Genomic DNA, 21,382 nt, shown 5'->3' on the forward strand with positions numbered 1-21,382 from the left:
GCCGACTTCGCCCAGCGGGACCCCATCGCTCAGCCCGCCAGGTCCGCGCGCACCGAGGTGTGCCAGGCCAGCACCCGCCGCTCCAGGAACCGGGCGCCCAGGTTCACGACCACGCCGAGCAGGCCGGTGAAGATCACCAGCGCGTACACCAGCGGGACGGCGCCGGAGGACTGCGCGTTGGCGATCGCCGCGCCGAGCCCCACGCCGCCGCCGATGATCAGCTCGCCGGTCACCGCCAGGATCAGCGCCACCGCCGCCCCGAGTCGCACGCCGGTCATCACGTAGGGCAGCGCGGTCGGCCAGACCAGCCACCGCAGCCGCGCCACCGAACCCAGCCGGTAGGAGCGGGCGGTCTCCCGCGCCACCGGGTCCACGTCGTGCACGCCGTAGATCACCTGGATCAGCACCTGCCAGAAGGCGGCGTAGACCACCAGCATCACCGTGGATGAGATGTCCCGGATCCCGAAGATCAGCACCGCCAGCGGGATCAGCGCCACCGACGGCACCGGCCGCAGGAACTCGATCGTCGAGGCGGTCAACCGGCGCAGCACCTCCACCGACCCCAGCAGCAGCCCCAGCCCGATGCCCGCGACCAGGGCGATGGCCAGGCCGACCCCCCAGGTGCGGACCGTGTCCCAGGTCGCCTGCCAGAACGACGCCTCGCCGAACTGGCCCACGAGCGTCGAGACCATCTCGCTGAAGGGCGGGAAGAACTCCTCCGAGACCAGGCCGCTGCGCGGCAGCAGTTCCAGCACCAGCGCGAAGATCACCAGGCCCAGCAGGCCGAGCAGCGAGCCGGACAGGTCACGGCGACGCCGAGCGGGCACGACGCCCGCGCGGGCCGTGGCGGCGTCGCTGGCCGTCATCGCCGTCCCCCCTCGGGGACGGGACGGCGGCCGGCCACGCGGGAGCGACGGAACTGGCTGAGGTCTCTCTGCATGTCGGAGTCGTCCCCGGACGGAGCCGGTCCGGATGGTGACAATCGATGTGCGCATCGCGCACAGCCGTTCACGAAGAGAACGCATGGGGAACGTATGAGTGTGACCACCGTCACGTCAACGTCCGATACCCAACCGTCACCTGACGAAGCCGGGGAGCGCAGGACGGCGTTCGTGCAGTCCCTGGAGCGCGGGCTCGCGGTGATCCGCGCGTTCGACCGCAGCCATCCGCGGCTGACTCTGAGCGACGTCGCGCGACAGACCGGGCTGACCCGCGCGGCCGCCCGCCGCTTCCTGCTCACGCTGGCCGAACTGGGCTACGTGCGCACCGACGGGCGGCTGTTCTCGCTGCGGCCCCGCGTGCTCGAGCTGGGCTACGCCTACCTCTCGAGCCTGACGCTGCCCGACGTCGCCCAGCCGCACATGGAGGCGCTGACCGCGACGGTGCACGAGTCCTGCTCCATCTCGGTGCTCGACGCCGGGGACATCGTCTACATCGCGCGCGTTCCGACCGTGCGGATCATGACCGTGGCGATCAGCGTGGGGACCCGCTTCCCGGCCTACGCCACGTCGATGGGCCGCGTCCTGCTCGCCGCGCTGCCCGAGGACGCCCGGGAGGCCTACCTGGCCGCCGTCCGGCTCGAGCCGCTGACCCCGTTCACGGTGACCGACCCGGCGGGGCTGCGTGACGTCCTCGCCGAGGTGGCCGTGGCCGGCTGGGCCCTGGTCGACCAGGAGCTCGAGGAGGGGCTGCGCTCGATCGCCGTCCCGGTCCACGACCGCGACGGGCAGGTGGTCGCGGCGATGAACATGTCGGCGTCCGCGCGGCGCAGCACGCCGGAGGCCATCCGGTCCGATCTCCTGCCGCCGCTGCTGGCGACGGTCAGGGAGATCGAGGACGACCTCCGGCGCGGGACCGCGTAGCTCTCAGCCCTGCGGGCTGACCACCGGCGAGCGGTGGCGGACGGCGTAGGTCAGCGCGTCGACGAGGGCGTGCCAGGAGGCCTCGACGATGTTCGAGTGGACGCCGACGGTGGTCCACTCCCCCACGCCGTCCGTGGTGTCGATGAGCACCCTCGTGGTGGCGCCGGTGCCGCTCTTCCAGCCCAGGATGCGGACCTTGTAGTCGGCCAGCGAGACGCCGCCCAGCTGCGGGTAGCGGTTGACCAGGGCCTGGCGCAGCGCGTTGTCCAGGGCGTTGACAGGGCCGTTGCCCTCGGCGGTGCTGATGATCCGCTCGCCGTCGACGTGCACCTTCACCGTCGCCTCGCTGACGACGACGCCGTTGCCCCAGTGCTCGACCGAGGTCTTGTAGCTCTCCAGCTCGAACAGCGGGTCGGGGGCCTCGGGCAGGGCGGCGCGCAGGAGCAGCTCGAAGGAGGCGTCGGCCGCCTCGAACGACCAGCCGTCGGCCTCGAGGACCTTGACCTGGTCGACGACCTTCCCGATGACGTCGGCGTGCCCGTCGAGGTCGACGCCGAGCTCGCGGCCCTTGAGCTCGACCGAGGCGCGGCCGGCCATCTCGGTGACCAGGATGCGCATGTCGTTGCCGACGACGGCCGGATCGAGGTGGTTGTAGAGCTCCGGGCGGACCTTGATGGCGCTGGCGTGCAGGCCGGCCTTGTGCGCGAAGGCCGAGGTGCCGACGAAGGGCTGGTGGTCGTTCGGGGCGATGTTGGCCAGCTCGGCGATCGCGTGGCTGACCCGCTGCAGCTCGGGCAGGCACTCGGCGGGCACCACCGGCAGGCCCAGCTTGGTCACCAGGTTGCCGATGAGGGAGAACGTGTCGGCGTTGCCGGCGCGCTCGCCGTAGCCGTTCGCCGTCCCCTGGACGTGCGTGACCCCGGACTCGACGGCGGCCAGGCTGTTGGCGACGGCGCAGCCGGTGTCGTCCTGGCAGTGGATGCCGAGCTTGCCGCCGACCCGGGAGCGGACGTCGGCCACGATCCGGCCCAGCTCCATCGGCAGCATGCCGCCGTTGGTGTCGCACATGACGCCGACCTCGGCGCCGGCGCCGAACGCGGCCTCCAGGACGCGCACGCCGTAGTCGCGGTCGGCCTTGTAGCCGTCGAAGAAGTGCTCGCAGTCGAGGAACACCCGCCGGCCGTGGCCGACGAAGAACGCGACGGTGTCGGCGACCATCGCGAGGTTCTCCTCGAGCGTCGTCCGCAGGGCCTCGCGCACGTGCCGGACGTCGGACTTGGCGACCAGGCACACGACCGGCGTCTCGGCGTCCAGCAGCGCCTTCACCTGCGGGTCGTCCTCCACGCGGACGCCGGCCTTGCGGGTGGCGCCGAACGCGACCAGCTGGGCGTGCCGCAGCTTGAGCTCGGTGCGGGCGCGGGCGAAGAACTCGGTGTCCTTCGGCAGTGCGCCGGGCCAGCCGCCCTCGATGAAGCCGACACCGATCTCGTCCAGCAGCCGGGCGACGGCGAGCTTGTCGGCTACCGAGTAGCTGACGCCCTCGCGCTGGGCGCCGTCGCGCAGGGTGGTGTCGAAGACGTGGAAGTCGCGGGCGGCTTCCACGGAGGTCGTCGGGTCGAGGTCGGTCGACATGGGATCCCCTGGGTGCTGGTGGGCGAGATGTTCCCGGCAAACAAAAAGACCCCCCGGGTACGGGAGGTCTGCGCGCAGTCGGGAACGGACTGCGCGCTAGGCGATAATGATCGAGCGGACGGCGGTCATCGCCGACGAGTAAAGCACGGCCCGGACCGCCGTGGGTGCGCGCGGTCCGGAAAACCGGGTGAGCGACCTGCGGTGCGCCTGCTACTCCTCTGCGGTGATCCCGACCTCCTGGACCCCGGTCACCCGCCCGTCCGACGCCGAGCACGTCGGCTACCTCGTGCCCGACGGCGACGGCCGCGTCGTCCCGACCTCGCTGGTCGGGTCTGCGCTGGGGCCCGCCCAGGACCGCGGGTCTGCGCTCGTCGTGCTGGCCGAGCGCGGGTTGCCGAGCCTGGACCGGCGGTGGTGGTGCCGGCTGCCCGCGACGCTGCCGGCCGGCGTGCTCGCCGCTCGGGAGCCGCAGCGCGGCTGGGAGTGGCGGCCGGTGGTGGTGATCGAGGCGTCGCCGGCCGGCTGCACCGTCCGCCCGGAGTGGCCGGCCCCGGAGGAGCTGACGGCGCGGGCCGCCCTGCCGGTTCCGGTGGGCGCCCTGCTGGTGGAGGCCGCGCCATGATCAGGTCAGCTGATCCCAGGTCGTCCTGGCTCACGGTGGGACGTGAGCCAGGACGCGCTGCGGTGAGCTGAGCTGATCGTGGCGGGCGCGGTCAGAGGACGGAGAAGCCCTCCGGGAGCGCCGGTCGGCCGGTGGCCCCGAGCAGCAGCGGTCCGGCGAGGCCGTTGGTGACCGCGAGTTCCGAAACCAGGGCCAGGGCCTGGGCGGCAGCCGCCGGCGGTACGTCCATCGGCTCGCCGAGCGCCAGAGCCAGGTCGCACGTGTGGACGACGAGCTCGAACGTGCGCGTGGGCAGGTAGTCGGCCAGCCGCATGCCGCCCGCGAGCGTGGTCGGCAGCTCGTCGCCGGTGCAAGCCGCCACGAACGGCACGACACGGGCGGCGATCTCCGCCACCGCGGCCGCCGGGTCGTCGCCGAGCGCGGCACCGGCGTCACGCCCCCGCTGGGCGACCGCCGGCCCGTCGGTCATCCCGCGGATCGCGCCGTAGTAGTCCGCCGCCGAGGCGACCTCGACGGCCGCCGCCGGCCGGGCCAGGTACTCCTCGACCGTCAGGAACGAGCGGCTGGTGTGGCCGACCAGCGCACGGACGTCCCACTCCCCCAGGCCCGGCTCGGCCCAGCGGTCGCCGACGAGCCCGGCAGTGCGCACGAACCAGCCGGCGGCGTCGGCGAACGCCCGCCGGGACTCCTCCCAGGGGAACGGTGACGTGCTGGAGCGACCCTGCTGCAGGGGCCCGCCGCGAGCGTGCGAGCGGTGGGGGGCAGCGGGGTCCTTCATCAGCCGCCGGCGAGCGCGGCCAGCCGGTCGCCGACCTCCGCCGTCCGGACCGGCCCCTGCGGGTCGCGCGTGGACAGGTCGAAGGCGACCGCCGCGTTGACCTTCTTCGCCTGGTCGGCACGACCGAGGTGGTCGAGCAGCAGGCCGATCGAGAGCACCGTGGCGGTCGGGTCGGCGAGCCCCTGCCCGGCGATGTCCGGCGCGGAGCCGTGCACCGGCTCGAACATGCTCGGGTTGGTGCCGGAGACGTCGAGGTTGCCGCTGGCCGCGAGCCCGATACCACCGGTCGCCGCGGCGGCGATGTCGGTGATGATGTCGCCGAAGAGGTTGTCGGTGACGATGACGTCGAAGCGCCCCGGGTCGGTCAGGAAGAACATCGACGCGGCGTCCACGTGCTGGTAGGCGACGGTGACGTCGGGGAACTCCGCGGCCAGCTCCTCGACCGTGCGCGACCACAGGCCGCCCGCGTGGGTCAGCACGTTGGTCTTGTGGATCAGCGTGAGGTGCCGCCGCGGCCGCAGCATCGCCCGCTCGAAGGCGTAGCGCGCCACCCGCTCCACGCCGTAGGCGGTGTTGAGGCTGACCTCGGTGGCGATCTCGTGCGGGGTGTCCTTGCGCAGCACGCCGCCGTTGCCGACGTAGGGCCCCTCGGTGCCCTCGCGGATGCAGAGGATGTCGATCGGCCCGGGGTCGGCCAGCGGGCTCTGCACGCCGTCGAACAGCTTCGCGGGGCGGAGGTTGACGTGGTGGTCGAGCTCGAAGCGCAGCCGCAGCAGCAGGCCGCGCTCGAGGATGCCGCTGGGCACCCCGGGGTCGCCGACGGCGCCGAGCAGGATCGCGTCGTGCTGGCGCAGCTCGCCGAGCACGGTGTCCGGCAGCAGCTCGCCGGTGCGCTGCCATCGGGCCGCGCCGAGGTCGTACTGCGTCGTCTCGACGTCGGGGGCGACCTCCGTGAGGACCTTGAGGCCCTCGGCCACCACCTCGGGCCCGATGCCGTCTCCAGGGATCACTGCCAGGCGCATGACAGGGAACCCTAGGTCAGGCGTTGTTGAGATCTGCGGCACGTGCCTCGCGCGCCCCGATCCGCCCGGCGATGTCCTCGAGCAGTTCGGTGCTCACCGGGTTGTCGACGGTGACCGCCATGAGCGCCTCGCCGCCGCGCGTCGTCCGGCTGACCTGCGCACCGGCGATGTTGACGCCCGCCTCGCCCAGCGCGGCACCCACCGTGCCGACCACGCCGGGCCGGTCGGTGTAGGTGAAGAACAACAGGTAGCCCGACGCCTCGAGGTCGATCTCGAAGCCGGCGACCTCGGTCAGCCGCGGCACCTGGTTCTTGCCGTACAGCGTGCCCGAGACGGCGAGCTGCGTTCCGTCGGCCATCGCCCCGCGGACGGTGACCAGGTTGCGGTAGGTGGGGCTCTCGAGATCGCTCGACAGTGCCACCTCCAGCCCGCGCTGCTGGGCCAGCAGCGGGGCGTTGACATAGGTCACCTGCTCCTCGACGACGTCGGAGAAGACGCCCTTGAGGACGGCGAGCTGCATGACCGAGTCGTCGAACTCGGCCAGCTTGCCGCGCACCTCCACGGTGAGCGACTGGGCGAGCCCGCCGGCGACCGCGGTGAACAACCGGCCGAGCTTCTCCGCCAGCGGCAGCCCCGGGCGCACGTCCTCGGCCACCACGCCCCCGGCCTGCACGTTGACCGCGTCGGGGACGAACTCGCCCTCCAGCGCCAGGCGCACCGAGCGGGCCACCGCCGTCCCCGCCTTGTCCTGCGCCTCGGTGGTGGAGGCCCCGAGGTGCGGGGTGACCACCGTGTTGGGCAGCTCGAACAGGGCGCTGTCGGTGCACGGCTCCGTGGCGTAGACGTCGATGCCGGCCGCGCCGACGTGGCCGGACTTCAGCGCGTCGGCCAGGGCCGCCTCGTCGACCAGCCCGCCGCGGGCGGCGTTGACGATGATCACGCCGGGCTTGGTGAGGGCGAGCTCCGCGGCGCCGATCAGGCCGACGGTCTCCGGCGTCTTGGGCAGGTGGATGGTGATGAAGTCCGACTCGCGGAGCAGCTCCTCCAGCGAGACCAGCCGCGCGCCGAGCTGCGCGGCCCGGCCGGGCTGGATGTAGGGGTCGTAGGCGATCAGCTCGACGCCGAAGGCGGCCAGGCGCTGGGCGACGAGGACGCCGATGCGCCCCAGCCCGACCACGCCGACGGTCTTCTCGGTGACCTCGACGCCGGTGAACTTCGACCGCTTCCACTGCCCCTCGCGCAGCGACGCGTCGGCGGCCGGGATGTGCCGCGCGGCGGCCAGCAGCAGCGCGACGGCGTGCTCGGCGGCGCTGACGATGTTCGACGTCGGGGCGTTGACCACCATGACACCGCGCGCGGTGGCGGCGTTGACGTCGACGTTGTCCAGGCCGATGCCGGCGCGGGCGACGACCTTGAGGTTGGGGGCGGCGGCCAGGGCCTCCGCGTCGATCTGCGTCGCGCTGCGGATCATCACGGCCGCGGCGTCGGCCAGGGCCGGCAGCAGGGCGGCACGGTCGGCGCCGTCGACGTGCCGGATCTCGACGTCCCCGCCGAGCACCTCCAGGACGCTCGGGGCCAGTTCTTCGGCGATCAGGACGACGGGCGCGGTCGTGGTCACGGCAGGACAGCCTAGGAGCGCAGGCCGGGCCGGCGTCAGCCGGTCCCTGGAGCGACACCACCCGTCCCGGGGACGCTGCTTGCCCTGAGGATCACCGGACGGACATCCTGGCGCCGGAGAAGTCGGCATCGCCGGCGCCGACGGAGGAGATCATGACCGAGCAGCCGAACAACCCTTACGGCCAGTCCCAGCCGTACGGGCAGCAGCCGCAGTACGGCGCACAACCGCAGTACCCGGCGTCCCCGTACGGCCAGCAGTCGCCGTACGGCCAGCAGCAGCCCATGCCCTACGGGCAGTACTCGACGCCCGGGGGCTACGGGCAGCCGGCGCCCGGAAGCCGCCCGGCCAAGCCCGGCGGCGTGGTGACCGCGGCGGTCCTCGGCTTCATCTTCGGGGCCATCGGCGCCCTGGTGACGATCCTCTTCCTCTTCGTCGGCGCCGTGGCGACCGGGGGCTCGGACGACTTCGAGCAGCAGCTGCCCGGCTTCGGCGAGGCCTTCGGCTTCCTCGGCGGCGCGCTGATCGTCGTCGGCATCCTGGCCCTGGTCTGGACGGTGCTCATGATCTGGGGCTCGGTGTGGGCTCTCACCGGCCGGAGCCGGGTGCTGCTGCTCGTCGGCGGCTCGATCGCGCTCGCCTTCACGGCCTTCGGGTTCATCGGCAACCTGGCCAACGCCGACGAGGCCGGCGGCGGGTCGATCGTCGCGAGCCTGCTGTTCTTCCTGGCCGCGCTGGCGATCGTGATCCTGCTGTCGGTCCGTGCCGCCTCTCAGTTCTTCCGGACCCACCGGGCGCTCCGGGGCCGGTGAGCAGCTGATCCGCCCCTGATCCAGAAACGATCACGGGCGCATCTCGAACACGGCGCGGACCGCCCCACGGCCGTGCGCCTGCCCCTACACTCCGCCGCCGACCGCCAGTCAGGCGGACGCACGTACCAGGAGGAAGCCGCTCATGTCCACGCCCACCCCCGGCTCCGATCCGAACTTCCCGCAGGGGGGTGCTCCTCAGGGCCAGCCGGGCTGGGGAGCTCCTCAGCCGCAGGGCTACCAGCCCGCGCCTTCCTACACCGGCGATCCCGCCGGGTACGGCGCGCCGTCCACCGCGCGCCCGCCCCAGGTGCTCGTCGCCGCGATCCTGGGCTTCGTCGTCGCGTTCTTCCTGCTGCTCGGCGGCCTGCTGTTCTTCGCCGCCTCGACCCTCCTGGGTGGCATCGCGGCGATCTTCGGCATCCTCTACCTGGCCCTGGCCGCGCTGAACATCGTCGGCGGCGTCCAGGCCATCCAGGGGAAGGGCAGCATGCTGCTCAAGATCGCGGGTGGCATCACGGCCGGACTCAGCCTCCTCGCGCTCATCTCCTACCTGGTGCAGGGCAGCTTCGACTTCTCGTCGGTCGTCTCCCTGATCATCGGTGCGGCCATCGTCTTCCTGCTGGTGCAGCCGGTGTCCAAGCAGTACTTCGCCAGCCGCGGCGCGAAGTAGCCGCACACGAGAAGGGCCCCCGCTGCCGGCCGGCGGCGGGGGCCCTTCTGGTGACGTACCGGAGCGGCCCCCTTCCGGGTCCCACCCCGAGCGGAGCGAGGGGTGGGGAGAAGGGGGCCCTTCCTCAGTTGCGGGCGGCGGTACCGGTGTAGTCGTCCGACGCGGACACCCAGCTCATCAGGCCGCGCAGCTTGCGGCCGGTCTCCTCGATCGGGTGCGCCTCGGCCTCGGCGCGGCGGCGCTTGAAGTCCGGCGCGCCGGCGTCCTGGTCGGCGATGAACGAGGCGGCCCACGAGCCGTCCTTGATCGCGGCCAGGATGTCGCCCATGGTCGCCTTGACCCGCTCGTCGATGACCTTCGGGCCGGAGGTGTAGTCGCCGTACTCGGCGGTGTCCGACACCGACCAGCGCTGCTTGGCGATGCCGCCCTCGTACATGAGGTCGACGATCAGCTTCAGCTCGTGCAGGCACTCGAAGTAGGCGATCTCCGGCTGGTAGCCGGCCTCGGTCAGGGTCTCGAAGCCCGCCGTCACCAGGGCGGACATGCCGCCGCAGAGCACGGCCTGCTCGCCGAACAGGTCGGTCTCGGTCTCCTCGGCGAAGGTCGTCCTGATGACGCCGGCGCGGGCGCCACCGATCGCCTTGGCGTAGGACAGGCCCAGCTGCAGCGCCTGACCGCTGGCGTCCTGCTCGACGGCGACCAGCGCGGGGACGCCCTTGCCGTTCTCGAACTCGCGGCGCACCAGGTGGCCGGGGCCCTTGGGGGCGACCATGGCGACGTCGACGCCGGCCGGGGGCTTGATGTAGCCGAACCGGATGTTGAAGCCGTGGGCGAAGAACAGCGCGTCGCCGTCCTGCAGGTTGGGCTCCACGGCCTCGGCGTACAGCTTCCGCTGCACGTGGTCGGGCACCAGGATCATGATCAGGTCGGCCTCGGCGGCCGCCTCGGCCGGGGTGACGACCCGCAGGCCCTCCGCCTCGGCCTTGGCCCGGCTCTTGGAGCCCTCGGGCAGGCCGACGCGGACGTCGACCCCGGAGTCGCGCAGCGAGAGGGCGTGCGCGTGCCCCTGGCTGCCGTAGCCAAGGACGGCGACGGTGCGCCCCTGGATGATCGAGAGGTCGGCGTCGTCGTCGTAGAAGATCTCGGCGGCCATGCGGTGGTACGTCCCTTCGGTTGTTCTTTCTGAGCGGTCTCAGGCGGTGCGCTCGACGGGGCGCAAGGTACCCGCGCCCGACATCGACCTCGGACCGCGGCCCAGGGCCACGGTGCCGGACTGGGCCATCTCCTTGATCCCCAGGGGGGAGAGGACGGCGAGCAGCGCCTGCAGCTTGTCGGGGGTTCCGGTGGCCTCGAGGGTCACCGTGTCGGTGTTGACGTCGACGACGCGGGCGCGGAAGAGCTCCGCCGTCTGCAGGACCTGGGTGCGGTCGGCCAGCGGGGCGCGGACCTTGACCAGCAGCAGCTCGCGCGCGACGGCGGCGCCCTCCTCGAGCTCGACGATCTTGATCACCTCGATCAGCTTGTTCAGCTGCTTGGTGATCTGTTCCAGCGGCGCGGACTCGGCGTCCGCGACGATCGTCATGCGGGAGAGGTCCGGGTTCTCCGTCGGCCCGACGGCGAGGGACTCGATGTTGAACCCGCGGCGGCTGAACAGCGCCGAGACGCGGGCCAGGACACCGGACTTGTTCTCGACCAGCACGGACAGGGTGTGGCGCGGCATTGCCCAACGTTCCTTTCTAAGCGGGTCGTCACCAGCGGGCGGCCCCCGTTCCGGGGCCCGCCCCGAGCGTGCGAGGGGTGGGGGGAACGGGGGTCCTACACCTGGTCGTCGCCGAAGACCGGGCGCACGTCGCGCGCGGCCATGATGTCGTCGTTGCTCGCCCCGGCCGCGACCATCGGCCAGACCTGGGCGTCGTGGCCGACGACGAAGTCGATGACCACCGGCGCGTCGTTGATCGCCATGGCCTTCTCGATCACCGCGTCGACGTCGTCCTTGCTCTCGCAGCGCAGCCCGACGCAGCCCATCGCCTCGGCGAGCAGCACGAAGTCGGGGATCCGCACCTGCTTGGGCGTCCCGTCCTCGTTCTGGGCGTGCAGCTTGGTGTTCGAGTAGCGGCTCTCGTAGAACAGCGTCTGCCACTGCCGGACCATGCCGAGGTTCCCGTTGTTGATGATCGCGATCTTGACCGGGATGCCCTCGATGGCGCAGGTGGCCAGCTCCTGGTTGGTCATCTGGAAGCAGCCGTCGCCGTCGATCGCCCAGACGGTGGTCTCCGGCCGGCCGTACTTGGCCCCCATCGCGGCGGGGACGGCGTATCCCATCGTCCCGAGGCCGCCGCTGTTGAGCCAGGTGGCGGGCTTCTCGTAGGAGATGAACTGCGCGGCCCACATCTGGTGCTGGCCGACGCCGGCGGCGTAGATCGCGTCCGGTCCGGCGATCGCGCCGAGCCGCTCGATGACGTACTGCGGCGACAGCGTCCCGTCCTCGGGCCACTCGTAGCCGAGCGGGTACTTGTCGCGCCAACTGTCCAGCTGCGCCCACCAGGCCGAGAGGTCCGCCGTCCGCCCGGCGTCGTGCTCGTGCCGCAGCACGTCGACCAGCTGGGCGATCGTCTCCTTGGCGTCGCCCACGATCGGGACGTCGGCCCTGCGGTTCTTGCCGATCTCGGCCGGGTCGATGTCGGCGTGCACGATCAGCGCGCCGGGCGCGAAGGTCGACAGCTTGCCGGTCACCCGGTCGTCGAAGCGCGCGCCGAGCGCCACGATGACGTCGGCCTTCTGCAGTGCCGTCACCGCGGCCACCGTGCCGTGCATGCCGGGCATGCCCAGGTGCCGGCGGTCGCTGTCCGGGAACGCCCCGCGCGCCATCAGCGTGGTGACGACCGGCGCGCCGGTCAGCTCGACGAGCTCCTTGAGCTCCTCGGTCGCCCCGGCCTTGATGACGCCGCCGCCCACGTAGAGCACCGGGCGCCGGGCGGCAGCGATCAGCTGCGCCGCCTCGCGGACCTGCTTGCCGTGCGGCCGGGTGGTCGGCTTGTAGCCGGGCAGGTCCATCCGCGGCGGCCAGGAGAAGTCCGTCCGCGCCTGGAGGGCGTCCTTGGAGATGTCGACGAGGACGGGGCCGGGCCGGCCGGTGGCGGCGAGGTGGAATGCCTCGGCGATCCGCTGCGGGATCTCGTCGGCATGGGTGATCAGGTAGTTGTGCTTGGTGACCGGCATCGTGATGCCGCGGATGTCGGCCTCCTGGAAGGCGTCCGTGCCGATCGCGGCGCTGGGCACCTGGCCGGTGATCGCGACGATCGGCACCGAGTCCATGTGCGCGTCGGCCAGCGGGGTGACCAGGTTCGTGGCGCCCGGCCCGGAGGTCGCCATGCAGACGCCGACCTTGCCGGTGGCCTGCGCGTAGCCGGTCGCCGCGTGCCCGGCGCCCTGCTCGTGCCGGACCAGCACGTGGCGCACCGTGGAGTCGAACAGCGGGTCGTACGCGGGCAGGATCGCGCCGCCGGGGATGCCGAAGATCACCTCGACGCCGACCGCCTCGAGCGAGCGGACGAGGCTCTGCGCCCCGGTGATGCCGGTGGCCGGCTCGGGTGCCCGGGGGGCGGGCGCGGTCTCGGGGCCGGCCGTGGTCTCGACGCCGGCCAGCGAGGCGGCGGCCTCGCGGCTGGCGGACTCGCGGGGGGTGGTGGTGCTCATCGCGGCGTTCTCCTGGGACGGGGGCCGTGCGGTGCGGGCGGGGTGCGGTGCGGGCAACAAAAAACCCCTCGTGCCGCAGGCACGAAGGGTCAGCGCGTCGGTCGGCAGACCGGCGCGCTAGGCGACTACGAGGAGCTGGCGGGCAGGACGCACCCGCACACTCTGCGCCCTGCCGGGCGGCTCCGTCAACTAACGCGTCCCACTCAGTGGACGGCGAGCATCGAATCCGTGAGATCGGCCGCCTCGTCGAGCAGCCCGGGGTCGAACCCGTCGAGCACCGCGGACAGCTGCTCCGCGGGCACCGGGCGGCCGAGCAGATAGCCCTGGAGGTAGCGGCAGCCGAGCCCGTGCAGGGCCGCCAGCTGACCGGCGGTCTCGACGCCCTCGGCGACGACGTCCATCCCGAGGGTGCGGCCGAGCTCCACGACGCTGCCGACGATGGCCGCGCTGCGCGGGTCCCCGTCGATGTTCCCGACGAACTCGCGGTCCATCTTGAGGATGTCGACCGGAAGGCGGGCCAGCCGCGCCAGTGAGGAGTAGCCCTTGCCGAAGTCGTCGAGGGAGAGCACGCAGCCCATCTCGCGCAGCGTCGAGAGCTCCCCCGCCATCTGGTCCTGGGCGGCCATGAGCACCGACTCGGTGATCTCCAGCATCAGCCGCTGCGGCGACACGCCGCTGTCGGCCAGCGCGCGGGCGACGTCGGGCGCCAGGCACCCGGCCTGCAGGTGGCGCACCGAGACGTTGACGCCGAGCCGCAGGTCCCGGCCCTCGGCCAGCAGCGGCGCGAGGGTGGCGGTCGCCGCGCCCAGCACCCACCGCTCCAGCGCCACGATCAGCCCGTCGGCCTCGGCCAGGGAGATGAACTCGTCCGGCGGGACGGTGCCGAGCTCCGGGTGCTGCCAGCGGACCAGCGCCTCCAGCCCGAGCACCCGCCGCTCCGCGACGCCGACGACCGGCTGGAACACCAGGCGCAGCTGCCCGTCCTCGATGGCCCGCGGCAGGTCCCGCGCGAGCCGGGCCCGCCGTCCGGGGTCGTCGTCCACGGCGTGCAGCCGCACGCAGTTCTTGCCGGCGGTCTTGGCCGCGCGCAGCGCGAGGTCGGCCTGGCGCATCGTCGTCGCGACGTCGTCGGCCGGGTCGAGCTCGGCCACGCCGACGCTGCCCGAGACCTCGAGGACCAGCCCGTCGGCCGCCGCGCTCGGGCGCAGGTCGTGCAGCTCGGCGACGATGCGCTCGGCCAGCACGGTCGCCTCGTCCAGCCCGGCCCGCACCAGGACGGCGAACTCGTCCCCACCGAGCCGGCTGATCAGGTCCCGGTCCCGGACGGTGCGGCGCAGCCGGGCGGCGACCTGGACGAGCAGGTCGTCGCCCGCGTCGTGGCCGGCGAGGTCGTTCACCGGCTTGAAGCCGTCGAGGTCGAGCATGAGCACGCAGAACTCGCCCCGCCGGGACGCGCGGGCGCGGGCGGTCTCCAGCGCGGCCATCAGCCGGGCGCGGTTCGGCAGCCCGGTGAGGAAGTCGGTGTAGGCCATGCGCTCGAGGTCCAGCTCGGCGCTGCGCCGCTCGACGACGTCGCGCAGGTGCAGCACGGTGCCGTCGGAGTCGACGCCGCGGCCGGGCAGGCCCGCCGACGACGCCGTCCGGACCGTCTCCAGGCGCCGCCAGCCGCCGTCCCGGGTGCGCAGCCGGAAGACCGGCGCGGGCCCGTCGTCCAGGTCGGCCGTGCGGCCGAGGGCGCGCAGCAGCTCGTGCCGGTCGTCGGGGTGCACGAAGCCCGCCAGCGGCCGGCCCTCGAGGTCGCGGGCGGACCACGAGGTGGGTGTCTGGCCTGCGCCCGAGGCCCAGGTGATGGCACCCGCCGCGTCCAGCACGATCGTGATGTCGGCGGCCCGGTGCACGAGCGACCGGAAGAAGCCCTCGGTCCGCAGCACCTGCCGGGTCAGCCGGGCGCCGTCGCGCGCCCAGACCAGGGTGCGGACGAAGGTCAGCAGGAGCAGCACCGCGACGGTGACCAGCTCGACCGTCGTCGGCGGGTGGCCCAGCGCCCAGCCGCCGAGCAGGAGCAGGACGACGACGAAGCTGAGGCAGTAGCTGACGACGACGCCGGCCAGGGGCACCGCCGCGGTCGGCTCCCGGGTCGGTGCCTGCGGCCCGGGATCGGCCGCCAGCGCGAACGTGGCCGCGACCAGCATGGCCAGGTAGGCGGTGCTCGTGACGACGTCCAGCACGGGAGCGGGCCGGGCGACGGCCAGCGCGCCGGAGGCCATCGCCACGGCCAGGTTCGCGAACCCGAGCAGCAGCCAGCCGGCGGCGACACGGCGGGGCGCGGAGACGCCGCCGAGGGTGACCAGGCCGACCGTGCAGAGGACCGCGCTGACGGCCGGGTAGCCGACGATCAGGAATCCGTCCCCGCCGCGGTCGGCGGCGCCCACCGCGAACGGGATCAGCATCTCCAGCGCGACGGCCAGCGCAGCGGAGGCGACGGCGGCGTCCAGGACCACCTGCGCGCGGATCCGGCCGCGGGTGGACCCCACCAGGCGGGCGCAGAGGAGGATCGAGGCCGGGCCGGTGGCCGCCAGCACGAGGTCCGAGGGGCCGGCGGCGGGCGGGTTGACCCCGACGGCGGTGACGGCGCGGATGAGCTGGCCCAGGGCCAGCAGGCCGGCGATGACCGCGAACCCGTGCCACGTCGCGGCGACGAGCCGGTCCAGCCGCCGGCAGTGCCGCAGCACCAGCACGCTCACGACCCCGGTCGCGGCCGCGAGCGCCGCGGGGGCGGCGATCGGGGTCCACGCGGGGAGGAGCAACTCCTGGGCGGCGAGGACGACGGCGAGCGCGGCGAGCGGGCCCACGACGGCGGCACGGGGCCAGGCCGGCGCCGGCTCCCCGCTCAGCGCTGGCCGACCAGGCCCGGCCACAGGACACCGGCGCGGGCTTCGAGCAGCGCCGAGAGCTCACCGAGCGGCAGCGGCCGCGAGATCAGGAACCCCTGCGCGAACCCGCAGGAGAAGCCGCAGAGGGTGGCCAGCTGGGCCGGCGTCTCCACGCCCTCGGCGACGACGTCGACGCCCAGCGCCCGGCCGATGCCCACGACCGACTCGCACAGCGCCCGGTCCTGCGCGTCCCGGTCCATGCGGGACAGGAAGGACCGGTCGAGCTTGAGGATGTCGATGGGCAGCCGGGTGAGGTTGGCCAGCGACGAGTAGCCGGTGCCGAAGTGGTCGAGCGCGACGTGCACGCCCATGAGCCGCACGGTCGCGATGTCCATGCCGATGCGCTCGTCGTCGGCGAGCACGGTCGCCTCGGAGATCTCCAGCACCAGCCGCTCCGGCGTGAGCCCGGAGCGCTCCAGGGCGCTCTCGACGTCGGCGACCAGGGTGCCGCCGGCGACGTAGGCGGCCGAGACGTCGACCCCGAGCCGCAGCGGCGCACCGGCCGAGGGCAGGGTGCGCACCGCGGTCGCGGCGGCCTCGAGGGCCCAGCCCTGCAGGTCGCCGATGAGGCCGGACCGCTCGGCGATGGGCAGGAACTCCGCGGCCGGCACCTCGCCGAACTCGGGGTGCCGCCAGCGCAGGTGCGCCTCGACGCCGGCGACCCGCTGCTCCTCGAGGGAGACGATCGGCGAGAAGAGCAGGTCGAGCTCGCCGCGGGCGCGGGCGCCCTGCAGGTCGATCCGCAGCCGCTCGCGCCGCGCCGCGGCCTCGCCGAGGGCCGGGGTGTACCGGATCGCCGTCCCCAGTCCGGCCGCATGGGCGGCGCGGACGGCGAGCGCGGCGCGGAACAGCAGGTCCTCGACGGCCAGCCCCGGCTCGAGCGTGACCAGGCCGATCCCCGCGGTCAGGTCGACGATGCCGGCCGCGGTCGAGATGGGCCGCTCGACGACGGCGAGGCAGCGGTCGGCGAGCTGGTCGGCCTCCGGCGCCGTGCTGCGGGCGAGGATCGCGAACGCCCCGCCGCCCATCCGGGCGACGACGTCGCCGCCGCGGACGGTGCTCCGCAGCCGCCCGCCGATCTCGGCCACCACGCTGGCGACCACGTCGCGGCCGGTGTGCTCGCGGGCCTCGGCGAGGCCCTGGAGCTCGATGAGCAGCAGGCTGGTGCCCACGCGGCCCTCGGGTTCGACGGCCTCGTCGAGCGAGCGGTGCACGGCGCGCAGGAACCCGGCCTGGTTGGGCAGCCCGGTCATGGGGTCGGTGTAGGCGACGCTGCGCAGGGCCTCCTCGCGGGCCTGCCGCTCGGTGACGTCGCGGCAGCGCAGCACGACCGCGCCCACCTCGGGGTCGCGGCGCAGGTCTGAGACGCTCGCCTCGAGGGAGCGCCACGCGCCGGCGGCGTCGGTCAGCCGCAGCAGGGGCAGCTCGCCGTGGGGTGCGTCGTTCTCCGTGGCGGTGGGCAGCAGCGCGGCCAGCGTCTCGGCGTCGTCGGGGTGGACGACGTCCGGCAGCAGCCGGCCGGGCAGCTCCCCGGCCGCCTCGCCGAGGATGCCGCCCAGCGACGGGGAGGCCCAGGTGATCCGCAGGCCGCCGTCCAGGATGAGGACGGCGTCGGCCGAGGAGGACACCAGCGACCGGAAGTAGGCCTCGCTGCGGCGCAGCCGGGCGCCCATCAGCTGCTCGTCGCGGGCGGTGACCCACCGGTGCACCGCGGCGAGCACGATGCACGCGGTGCCGCCGACGAAGCTGAACGGGTTCGGCGGGATGCCGAGCAGGGCCGCCGTGCCGATGGTCACCACCGCCACGACCATGGCGACGTGCGGCAGGGCCTGGCCCAGCGCGGTGGACCGGCCGCTCACCGGCCGGGACGGCGTGCCGCTGCGCCGGCCCGGGTCGACCAGGGCGGCGAGACCGAGCAGGCTCAGGCCGGCGACGACGAGGAAGCGGCTGGCCACGCCCGCGCCCGGGGCGCCGACCAGCTGCGCCGCCGTCGACAGCCCGCGGCCCGCGGTCAGCGAGACCGCCCCGACGAGCAGCACGACCGCCATGCGCTGGCGCGTGGACTCGACGACGCCGAGCAGGGTGAGCGCCGCGGCCATGGTCAGCGAGGTGACGACGACGGCGGCGCCGAGGACCAGCCGCCCGCCCACGCCGAGCGCGGACCAGTGCCCCTCGGGGCCGATCAGCAGCAGCTCGACGACGATCAGGCAGGCGAGGACGAACAGGGCCAGCTCGACCAGCACGCGCCGGCCGGCACGCAGCCGCGCGCGGTCGACCAGCGTCAGGATGCCGAGGATGGCGACCGCGTAGCCGGGCACCGTGGGCACCCAGCGGAGGACCGCCAGCTGCAGCGGTCCCGACGGTCCGGCGAACGCGGCGAGGCCGGCGCCGAGCACGGGGAACAGCGGCGCCGCGGCCAGCAGCCGCCAGCCACGGACGCCGGAGCTCTTCGACCGGCCCGCCGTCCAGACGACCGCGCTGATGACCAGCCCCAGGACGACGACCGCGAGATCGGCGGCGCCGTCGAGCGAGTCGTCGACCGCCGCGGCCGCGCAGGCAGCACCGGCCAGCACGGCGGCGGCGCCCAGCGCCCACCTCAGCCTCTCCACACGGCGTCTGTCGGCACGCTCACGCAGCGTGTGGAGGCCGCGCGGGCAGGCCGTCACCCGTTCGGGGGGTGTCCCCCGATCGGCTCAGCGGGGGTTCTCCACAGCCGGGCGGGGCGTCCACAGAACCGCCGCGCGGGCACCACCGGCCCGCCGCCGTCCGCATCGTCGGCGCATGGACGACGTCCCGCTCGGCACCGAGGACACCCGGCGCTCCGGGAGCCGGGCGGTGTCCCCCACGCTGCTCGTCCGCTGCCGCGCCTGGACCCGGCTGCTGCCCCCGGACGCCGCGTTCGGCCTGGAGACCGCGGCCGCGCTGCTCAGGGCGGACGTCGACCCGCCGTCCGCGGTGCAGGTCGCGCTGCGCCCCCGGCCGGTGCTCCCGCGCCGGCGTGGGCTCGAGGTGCACGTGCGGGAGCTGCGCGGCGACGACGTCACCGAGGTCTCCGGCCTGCGGGTGACCAGCGGCGCGCAGACCTTCCTGGACCTGGCGGCACGCCTGCCGCCGGCCGAGCTGGTGGCGGCCGGCGACGGGCTGATGCGCGCGGGGCGGCTGACCGCGCCGGACCTCGCGGCACGCCTGGGCCGGGCCGGCGGCGTCCGGGGGGTGGCGCGCGCCCGTGCCTGTGCTCCGCTGCTCACCGGCACGGCGCAGTCCCGCCCGGACAGCCTGGTCCGGTACTGGCTGCACGACGCCGGCCTGCCGGTTCCGCGGCCGCAGATCCCGCTCCGCGACCGGTGGGGCCGCGCCGTCGTCCATGCCGATCTCGGCTACGCGGAGTGGAAGGTGGCCCTCGAGCACGAGGGGCGTGACCACGCCGACGCCGGGCAGTTCGGTCAGGACATCGACCGCTACGCCCTGATGGCGGCCGACGGGTGGCTCGTCCTGCGCTGCGCCGGCCGCCACCTCGCCCGTCCCGCGACCGTCGTCGACCGCACGCGGCGGGCCCTGCTCAGCCGCGGCTGGCGCCCATGACGCCCGAACCGGCGTCAGCCGCAGATGGCGCCCTGGGCCGCGGAGCCCACCAGCTTGGCGTACTTGGCGAGCACGCCGGTGGTGTAGCGCGGCGCCGGCGGCGCCCAGCCCTCCTGGCGGCGGGCCAGCTCGTCGTCGTCCACCAGCAGGTCGAGCGTGCGGGTGGTGAGGTCGAGCCGGATGCGGTCGCCGTCCCGGACGAACGCGATCGGGCCGCCGTCGGTGGCCTCGGGCGCGACGTGGCCGATGCACAGGCCCGTCGTCCCGCCCGAGAAGCGCCCGTCGGTGAGCAGCAGGACGTCCTTGCCGAGGCCGGCGCCCTTGATCGCGCCGGTCACGGCGAGCATCTCGCGCATCCCCGGGCCGCCCCGCGGGCCCTCGTAGCGGATGACGACGACGTCCCCGGACTTCAGGGTGCCCTCGGTGACGGCGTCCATCGCGCCCTGCTCGCCGTCGAACACCCGCGCGGTGCCCTCGAAGACGTCGGCGTCGAACCCGGCGGACTTCACGACCGCACCCTCCGGCGCCAGCGAGCCGTGCAGGATGGTGAGCCCGCCGGTCTTGTGGATCGGGTTGTTCATCGCGTGGACGATCGTGCCGTCGAGGTCCGGCGGGGCGATCTCGGCGAGGTTCTCCGCCATCGTCTTGCCGGTCACCGTGAGCGCGTCGCCGTGCAGCAGGCCGGCGTCCAGCAGCGCCCGCAGCACGACCGGGACGCCGCCGACGCGGTCGATGTCGGTCATCACGTAGCGGCCGAACGGCTTGACGTCGGCCAGGTGCGGGGTGCGGTCCCCGATCCGGTTGAAGTCGTCGAGGGTCAGGTCCACCTGCGCCTCACGGGCGATCGCCAGCAGGTGCAGGACGGCGTTGGTCGAGCCGCCGAGCGCCATGACGACGGTGATCGCGTTCTCGAACGCCTGCTTGGTCATGATCTGGCGCGCGGTGATGCCCTTGCGGAGCAGGTTGACCACGGCCTCGCCGGAGGCGACGGCGAACGCGTCGCGGCGGCTGTCGGGAGCCGGCGGGGCGGCGCTGCCGGGCAGGGCCATGCCGAGCGCCTCGGCGACGCTGGCCATGGTGTTGGCGGTGTACATGCCGCCGCACGCGCCCATGCCGGGGCAGGCGGCCTTCTCGACCTCGGCCAGCTCGTCGCGGGTGATCAGGCCGCGGGCGCAGGCCCCGACGGCCTCGAAGACGTCGATGATCGTGATGTCGTCGCGGTCGCCGAGCCGGCCGGGCAGCGTCGAGCCCGAGTAGAGGAAGACGCTGGCGAGGTCGAGGCGGGCGGCGGCCATGAGCATGCCGGGCAGGGACTTGTCGCAGCCGGCGAGCAGCACCGAGCCGTCGAGCCGCTCGGCGAACATGACCGTCTCGACGGAGTCGGCGATGACCTCGCGGGAGACCAGCGAGGCGCGCATGCCCTCGTGGCCCATCGAGATGCCGTCGGAGACCGAGATCGTGCCGAACTCCAGCGGGTAGCCGCCGGCGGCGTGCACGCCCTCCTTGGCCCGCTTGGCCAGCCGGTCCAGCGAGAGGTTGCAGGGGGTGATCTCGTTCCAGGACGACGCCACGCCGATCTGCGGCTTCTCCCAGTCGTCGTCCCCCATGCCGACGGCGCGCAGCATGGCGCGGGCCGGGGCCTTGGTGATGCCGTCGGTCACCTCGCGGCTGCGCGGCTTCAGGTCGGCGGTCTGGGGGCTGGTGGGTCGGTCCTCGACGCTCGTCACGAGCCGACAGGGTAGGCCCGCCGGCGGGCGGGGCGACGGGGGACGTCTGGGACCATCGGTCCTCGTGGCCGTTCCTGCACGCTTGCGGATGAGCCGGACGGCGTTGCTGCCGGTCGTCATCCTGCTCATCTGCGTCATCCCGTTCGCCGCGGCGACCCCGTGGGCGCTCGTCGTCCTGCTGCTGCCGCTGCTGGCCGCCGCGTGGGTGCTGCGGGTGGGCGTGGACATCGACGACGAGGGCATCACCGCCCGCCAGGTCGTCGGCGCGCGGACGGTGCGGTGGCCGGAGCTGGCCGGCATCCGGGTGGGCGAGCGCGGCGACCTGTGGCTGGTCACCACCGGCGGCACCGAGGTGGCCCTGCCCGTGCTGCGCGCCCGCGACCTCCCCCGGCTCTCCGAGCTCTCCGGCGGGCGCATCCCCGTATAGGTGG

Annotated in this window: 17 protein-coding genes; 6 read left to right on the forward strand and 11 right to left on the reverse strand. The window is 73.9% G+C overall.

Translation table 11 applies throughout. The features are described from left to right. Window positions 1-29 precede the first annotated feature (29 nt). Window positions 30-866 (reverse strand): ABC transporter permease, encoded by an 837-nt coding sequence (locus AB3388_RS21630; RefSeq protein ID WP_495407375.1) that lies wholly within the window; start codon window positions 864-866, stop codon window positions 30-32. Between the two features lie 246 nt (window positions 867-1,112). On the opposite strand from AB3388_RS21630, the gene AB3388_RS21635 reads away from it, so the two are divergent. Next, window positions 1,113-1,862 (forward strand): IclR family transcriptional regulator, encoded by a 750-nt coding sequence (locus AB3388_RS21635; RefSeq protein WP_495407376.1) that lies wholly within the window; start codon window positions 1,113-1,115, stop codon window positions 1,860-1,862. A gap of 3 nt (window positions 1,863-1,865) precedes the next feature. Here the strand turns inward: AB3388_RS21635 and cimA are convergent, their stop codons facing one another. Then, on the reverse strand, window positions 1,866-3,494 hold the full coding sequence (gene cimA, locus AB3388_RS21640) for a citramalate synthase (RefSeq protein WP_495407377.1): 1,629 nt from the start codon (window positions 3,492-3,494) through the stop codon (window positions 1,866-1,868). Between the two features lie 187 nt (window positions 3,495-3,681). On the opposite strand from cimA, the gene AB3388_RS21645 reads away from it, so the two are divergent. After that, complete coding sequence (locus tag AB3388_RS21645; protein ID WP_495407378.1) at window positions 3,682-4,116, forward strand: hypothetical protein; 435 nt, start codon at window positions 3,682-3,684, stop codon at window positions 4,114-4,116. A 91-nt stretch (window positions 4,117-4,207) separates the two neighbouring features. On the opposite strand, the gene AB3388_RS21650 is transcribed toward AB3388_RS21645, so the two are convergent. Genes AB3388_RS21650 through serA form a run of 3 tightly spaced genes read right to left on the reverse strand, consistent with a single transcriptional unit; the run spans window position 4,208 to window position 7,534 of the window. Beyond that, window positions 4,208-4,894: a maleylpyruvate isomerase N-terminal domain-containing protein gene (locus AB3388_RS21650; protein ID WP_495407379.1), complete on the reverse strand. Its 687-nt coding sequence runs from the start codon at window positions 4,892-4,894 to the stop codon at window positions 4,208-4,210. After that, a complete protein-coding gene (locus tag AB3388_RS21655) occupies window positions 4,894-5,916 on the reverse strand; it encodes a 3-isopropylmalate dehydrogenase (protein ID WP_495407380.1) in 1,023 nt (340 codons plus the stop codon). The genes AB3388_RS21650 and AB3388_RS21655 overlap by 1 nt, the downstream gene beginning before the upstream one ends. A 16-nt stretch (window positions 5,917-5,932) precedes the next feature. Continuing rightward, entirely contained in the window at window positions 5,933-7,534 is a 1,602-nt protein-coding gene (gene serA, locus AB3388_RS21660; protein ID WP_495407381.1) for a phosphoglycerate dehydrogenase, read from the reverse strand. Between the two features lie 152 nt (window positions 7,535-7,686). On the opposite strand from serA, the gene AB3388_RS21665 reads away from it, so the two are divergent. Next, window positions 7,687-8,343, forward strand: a complete 657-nt coding sequence (locus AB3388_RS21665) for a hypothetical protein (RefSeq protein ID WP_495407382.1) — start codon at window positions 7,687-7,689, stop codon at window positions 8,341-8,343. 142 nt (window positions 8,344-8,485) lie between these two features. Continuing rightward, window positions 8,486-9,013, forward strand: coding sequence for a hypothetical protein (locus tag AB3388_RS21670; protein WP_495407383.1), 528 nt, complete (start codon window positions 8,486-8,488; stop codon window positions 9,011-9,013). Between the two features lie 124 nt (window positions 9,014-9,137). Here AB3388_RS21670 and ilvC read toward each other — a convergent pair whose 3' ends face one another. From ilvC to AB3388_RS21695, 5 genes are all read right to left on the reverse strand, one after another. Beyond that, a complete protein-coding gene (ilvC, locus tag AB3388_RS21675) occupies window positions 9,138-10,166 on the reverse strand; it encodes a ketol-acid reductoisomerase (protein ID WP_495407384.1) in 1,029 nt (342 codons plus the stop codon). A 39-nt stretch (window positions 10,167-10,205) separates the two neighbouring features. Next, the gene (ilvN, locus tag AB3388_RS21680) at window positions 10,206-10,733 is read right to left on the reverse strand and encodes an acetolactate synthase small subunit (RefSeq protein ID WP_495407385.1); all 528 of its coding nucleotides are present in this window, start codon (window positions 10,731-10,733) and stop codon (window positions 10,206-10,208) included. A gap of 95 nt (window positions 10,734-10,828) precedes the next feature. Next, window positions 10,829-12,709: an acetolactate synthase large subunit gene (locus AB3388_RS21685; protein WP_495407386.1), complete on the reverse strand. Its 1,881-nt coding sequence runs from the start codon at window positions 12,707-12,709 to the stop codon at window positions 10,829-10,831. A gap of 203 nt (window positions 12,710-12,912) precedes the next feature. Further along, window positions 12,913-15,561, reverse strand: coding sequence for a putative bifunctional diguanylate cyclase/phosphodiesterase (locus AB3388_RS21690; protein WP_495407387.1), 2,649 nt, complete (start codon window positions 15,559-15,561; stop codon window positions 12,913-12,915). Between the two features lie 38 nt (window positions 15,562-15,599). Then, window positions 15,600-18,251, reverse strand: coding sequence for a putative bifunctional diguanylate cyclase/phosphodiesterase (locus tag AB3388_RS21695; protein WP_495407388.1), 2,652 nt, complete (start codon window positions 18,249-18,251; stop codon window positions 15,600-15,602). Between the two features lie 172 nt (window positions 18,252-18,423). On the opposite strand from AB3388_RS21695, the gene AB3388_RS21700 reads away from it, so the two are divergent. Further along, entirely contained in the window at window positions 18,424-19,224 is an 801-nt protein-coding gene (locus AB3388_RS21700) for a type IV toxin-antitoxin system AbiEi family antitoxin (RefSeq protein ID WP_495407389.1), read from the forward strand. Between the two features lie 14 nt (window positions 19,225-19,238). Here AB3388_RS21700 and ilvD read toward each other — a convergent pair whose 3' ends face one another. Further along, window positions 19,239-20,951: a dihydroxy-acid dehydratase gene (gene ilvD / locus AB3388_RS21705; protein WP_495407390.1), complete on the reverse strand. Its 1,713-nt coding sequence runs from the start codon at window positions 20,949-20,951 to the stop codon at window positions 19,239-19,241. A 64-nt stretch (window positions 20,952-21,015) separates the two neighbouring features. On the opposite strand from ilvD, the gene AB3388_RS21710 reads away from it, so the two are divergent. Further along, window positions 21,016-21,378, forward strand: coding sequence for a PH domain-containing protein (locus AB3388_RS21710; protein WP_495407391.1), 363 nt, complete (start codon window positions 21,016-21,018; stop codon window positions 21,376-21,378). The last annotated feature ends 4 nt before the right edge of the window (window positions 21,379-21,382 follow it).

Source organism: Geodermatophilus sp. SMS 5-13, assembly GCF_059428245.1.

Bases quoted from the DNA above. Each gene is read 5' to 3' on its own strand.
- AB3388_RS21630 (WP_495407375.1), bottom strand. From the start codon at position 866: ATGACGGCCAGCGACGCCGCCACGGCCCGCGCGGGCGTCGTGCCCGCT.
- cimA (WP_495407377.1), bottom strand. From the start codon at position 3,494: ATGTCGACCGACCTCGACCCGACGACCTCCGTGGAAGCCGCCCGCGAC.
- AB3388_RS21650 (WP_495407379.1), bottom strand. From the start codon at position 4,894: ATGAAGGACCCCGCTGCCCCCCACCGCTCGCACGCTCGCGGCGGGCCC.
- AB3388_RS21655 (WP_495407380.1), bottom strand. From the start codon at position 5,916: ATGCGCCTGGCAGTGATCCCTGGAGACGGCATCGGGCCCGAGGTGGTG.
- AB3388_RS21665 (WP_495407382.1), top strand. From the start codon at position 7,687: ATGACCGAGCAGCCGAACAACCCTTACGGCCAGTCCCAGCCGTACGGG.
- AB3388_RS21670 (WP_495407383.1), top strand. From the start codon at position 8,486: ATGTCCACGCCCACCCCCGGCTCCGATCCGAACTTCCCGCAGGGGGGT.
- ilvC (WP_495407384.1), bottom strand. From the start codon at position 10,166: ATGGCCGCCGAGATCTTCTACGACGACGACGCCGACCTCTCGATCATC.
- ilvN (WP_495407385.1), bottom strand. From the start codon at position 10,733: ATGCCGCGCCACACCCTGTCCGTGCTGGTCGAGAACAAGTCCGGTGTC.
- AB3388_RS21685 (WP_495407386.1), bottom strand. From the start codon at position 12,709: ATGAGCACCACCACCCCCCGCGAGTCCGCCAGCCGCGAGGCCGCCGCC.
- AB3388_RS21700 (WP_495407389.1), top strand. From the start codon at position 18,424: ATGGACGACGTCCCGCTCGGCACCGAGGACACCCGGCGCTCCGGGAGC.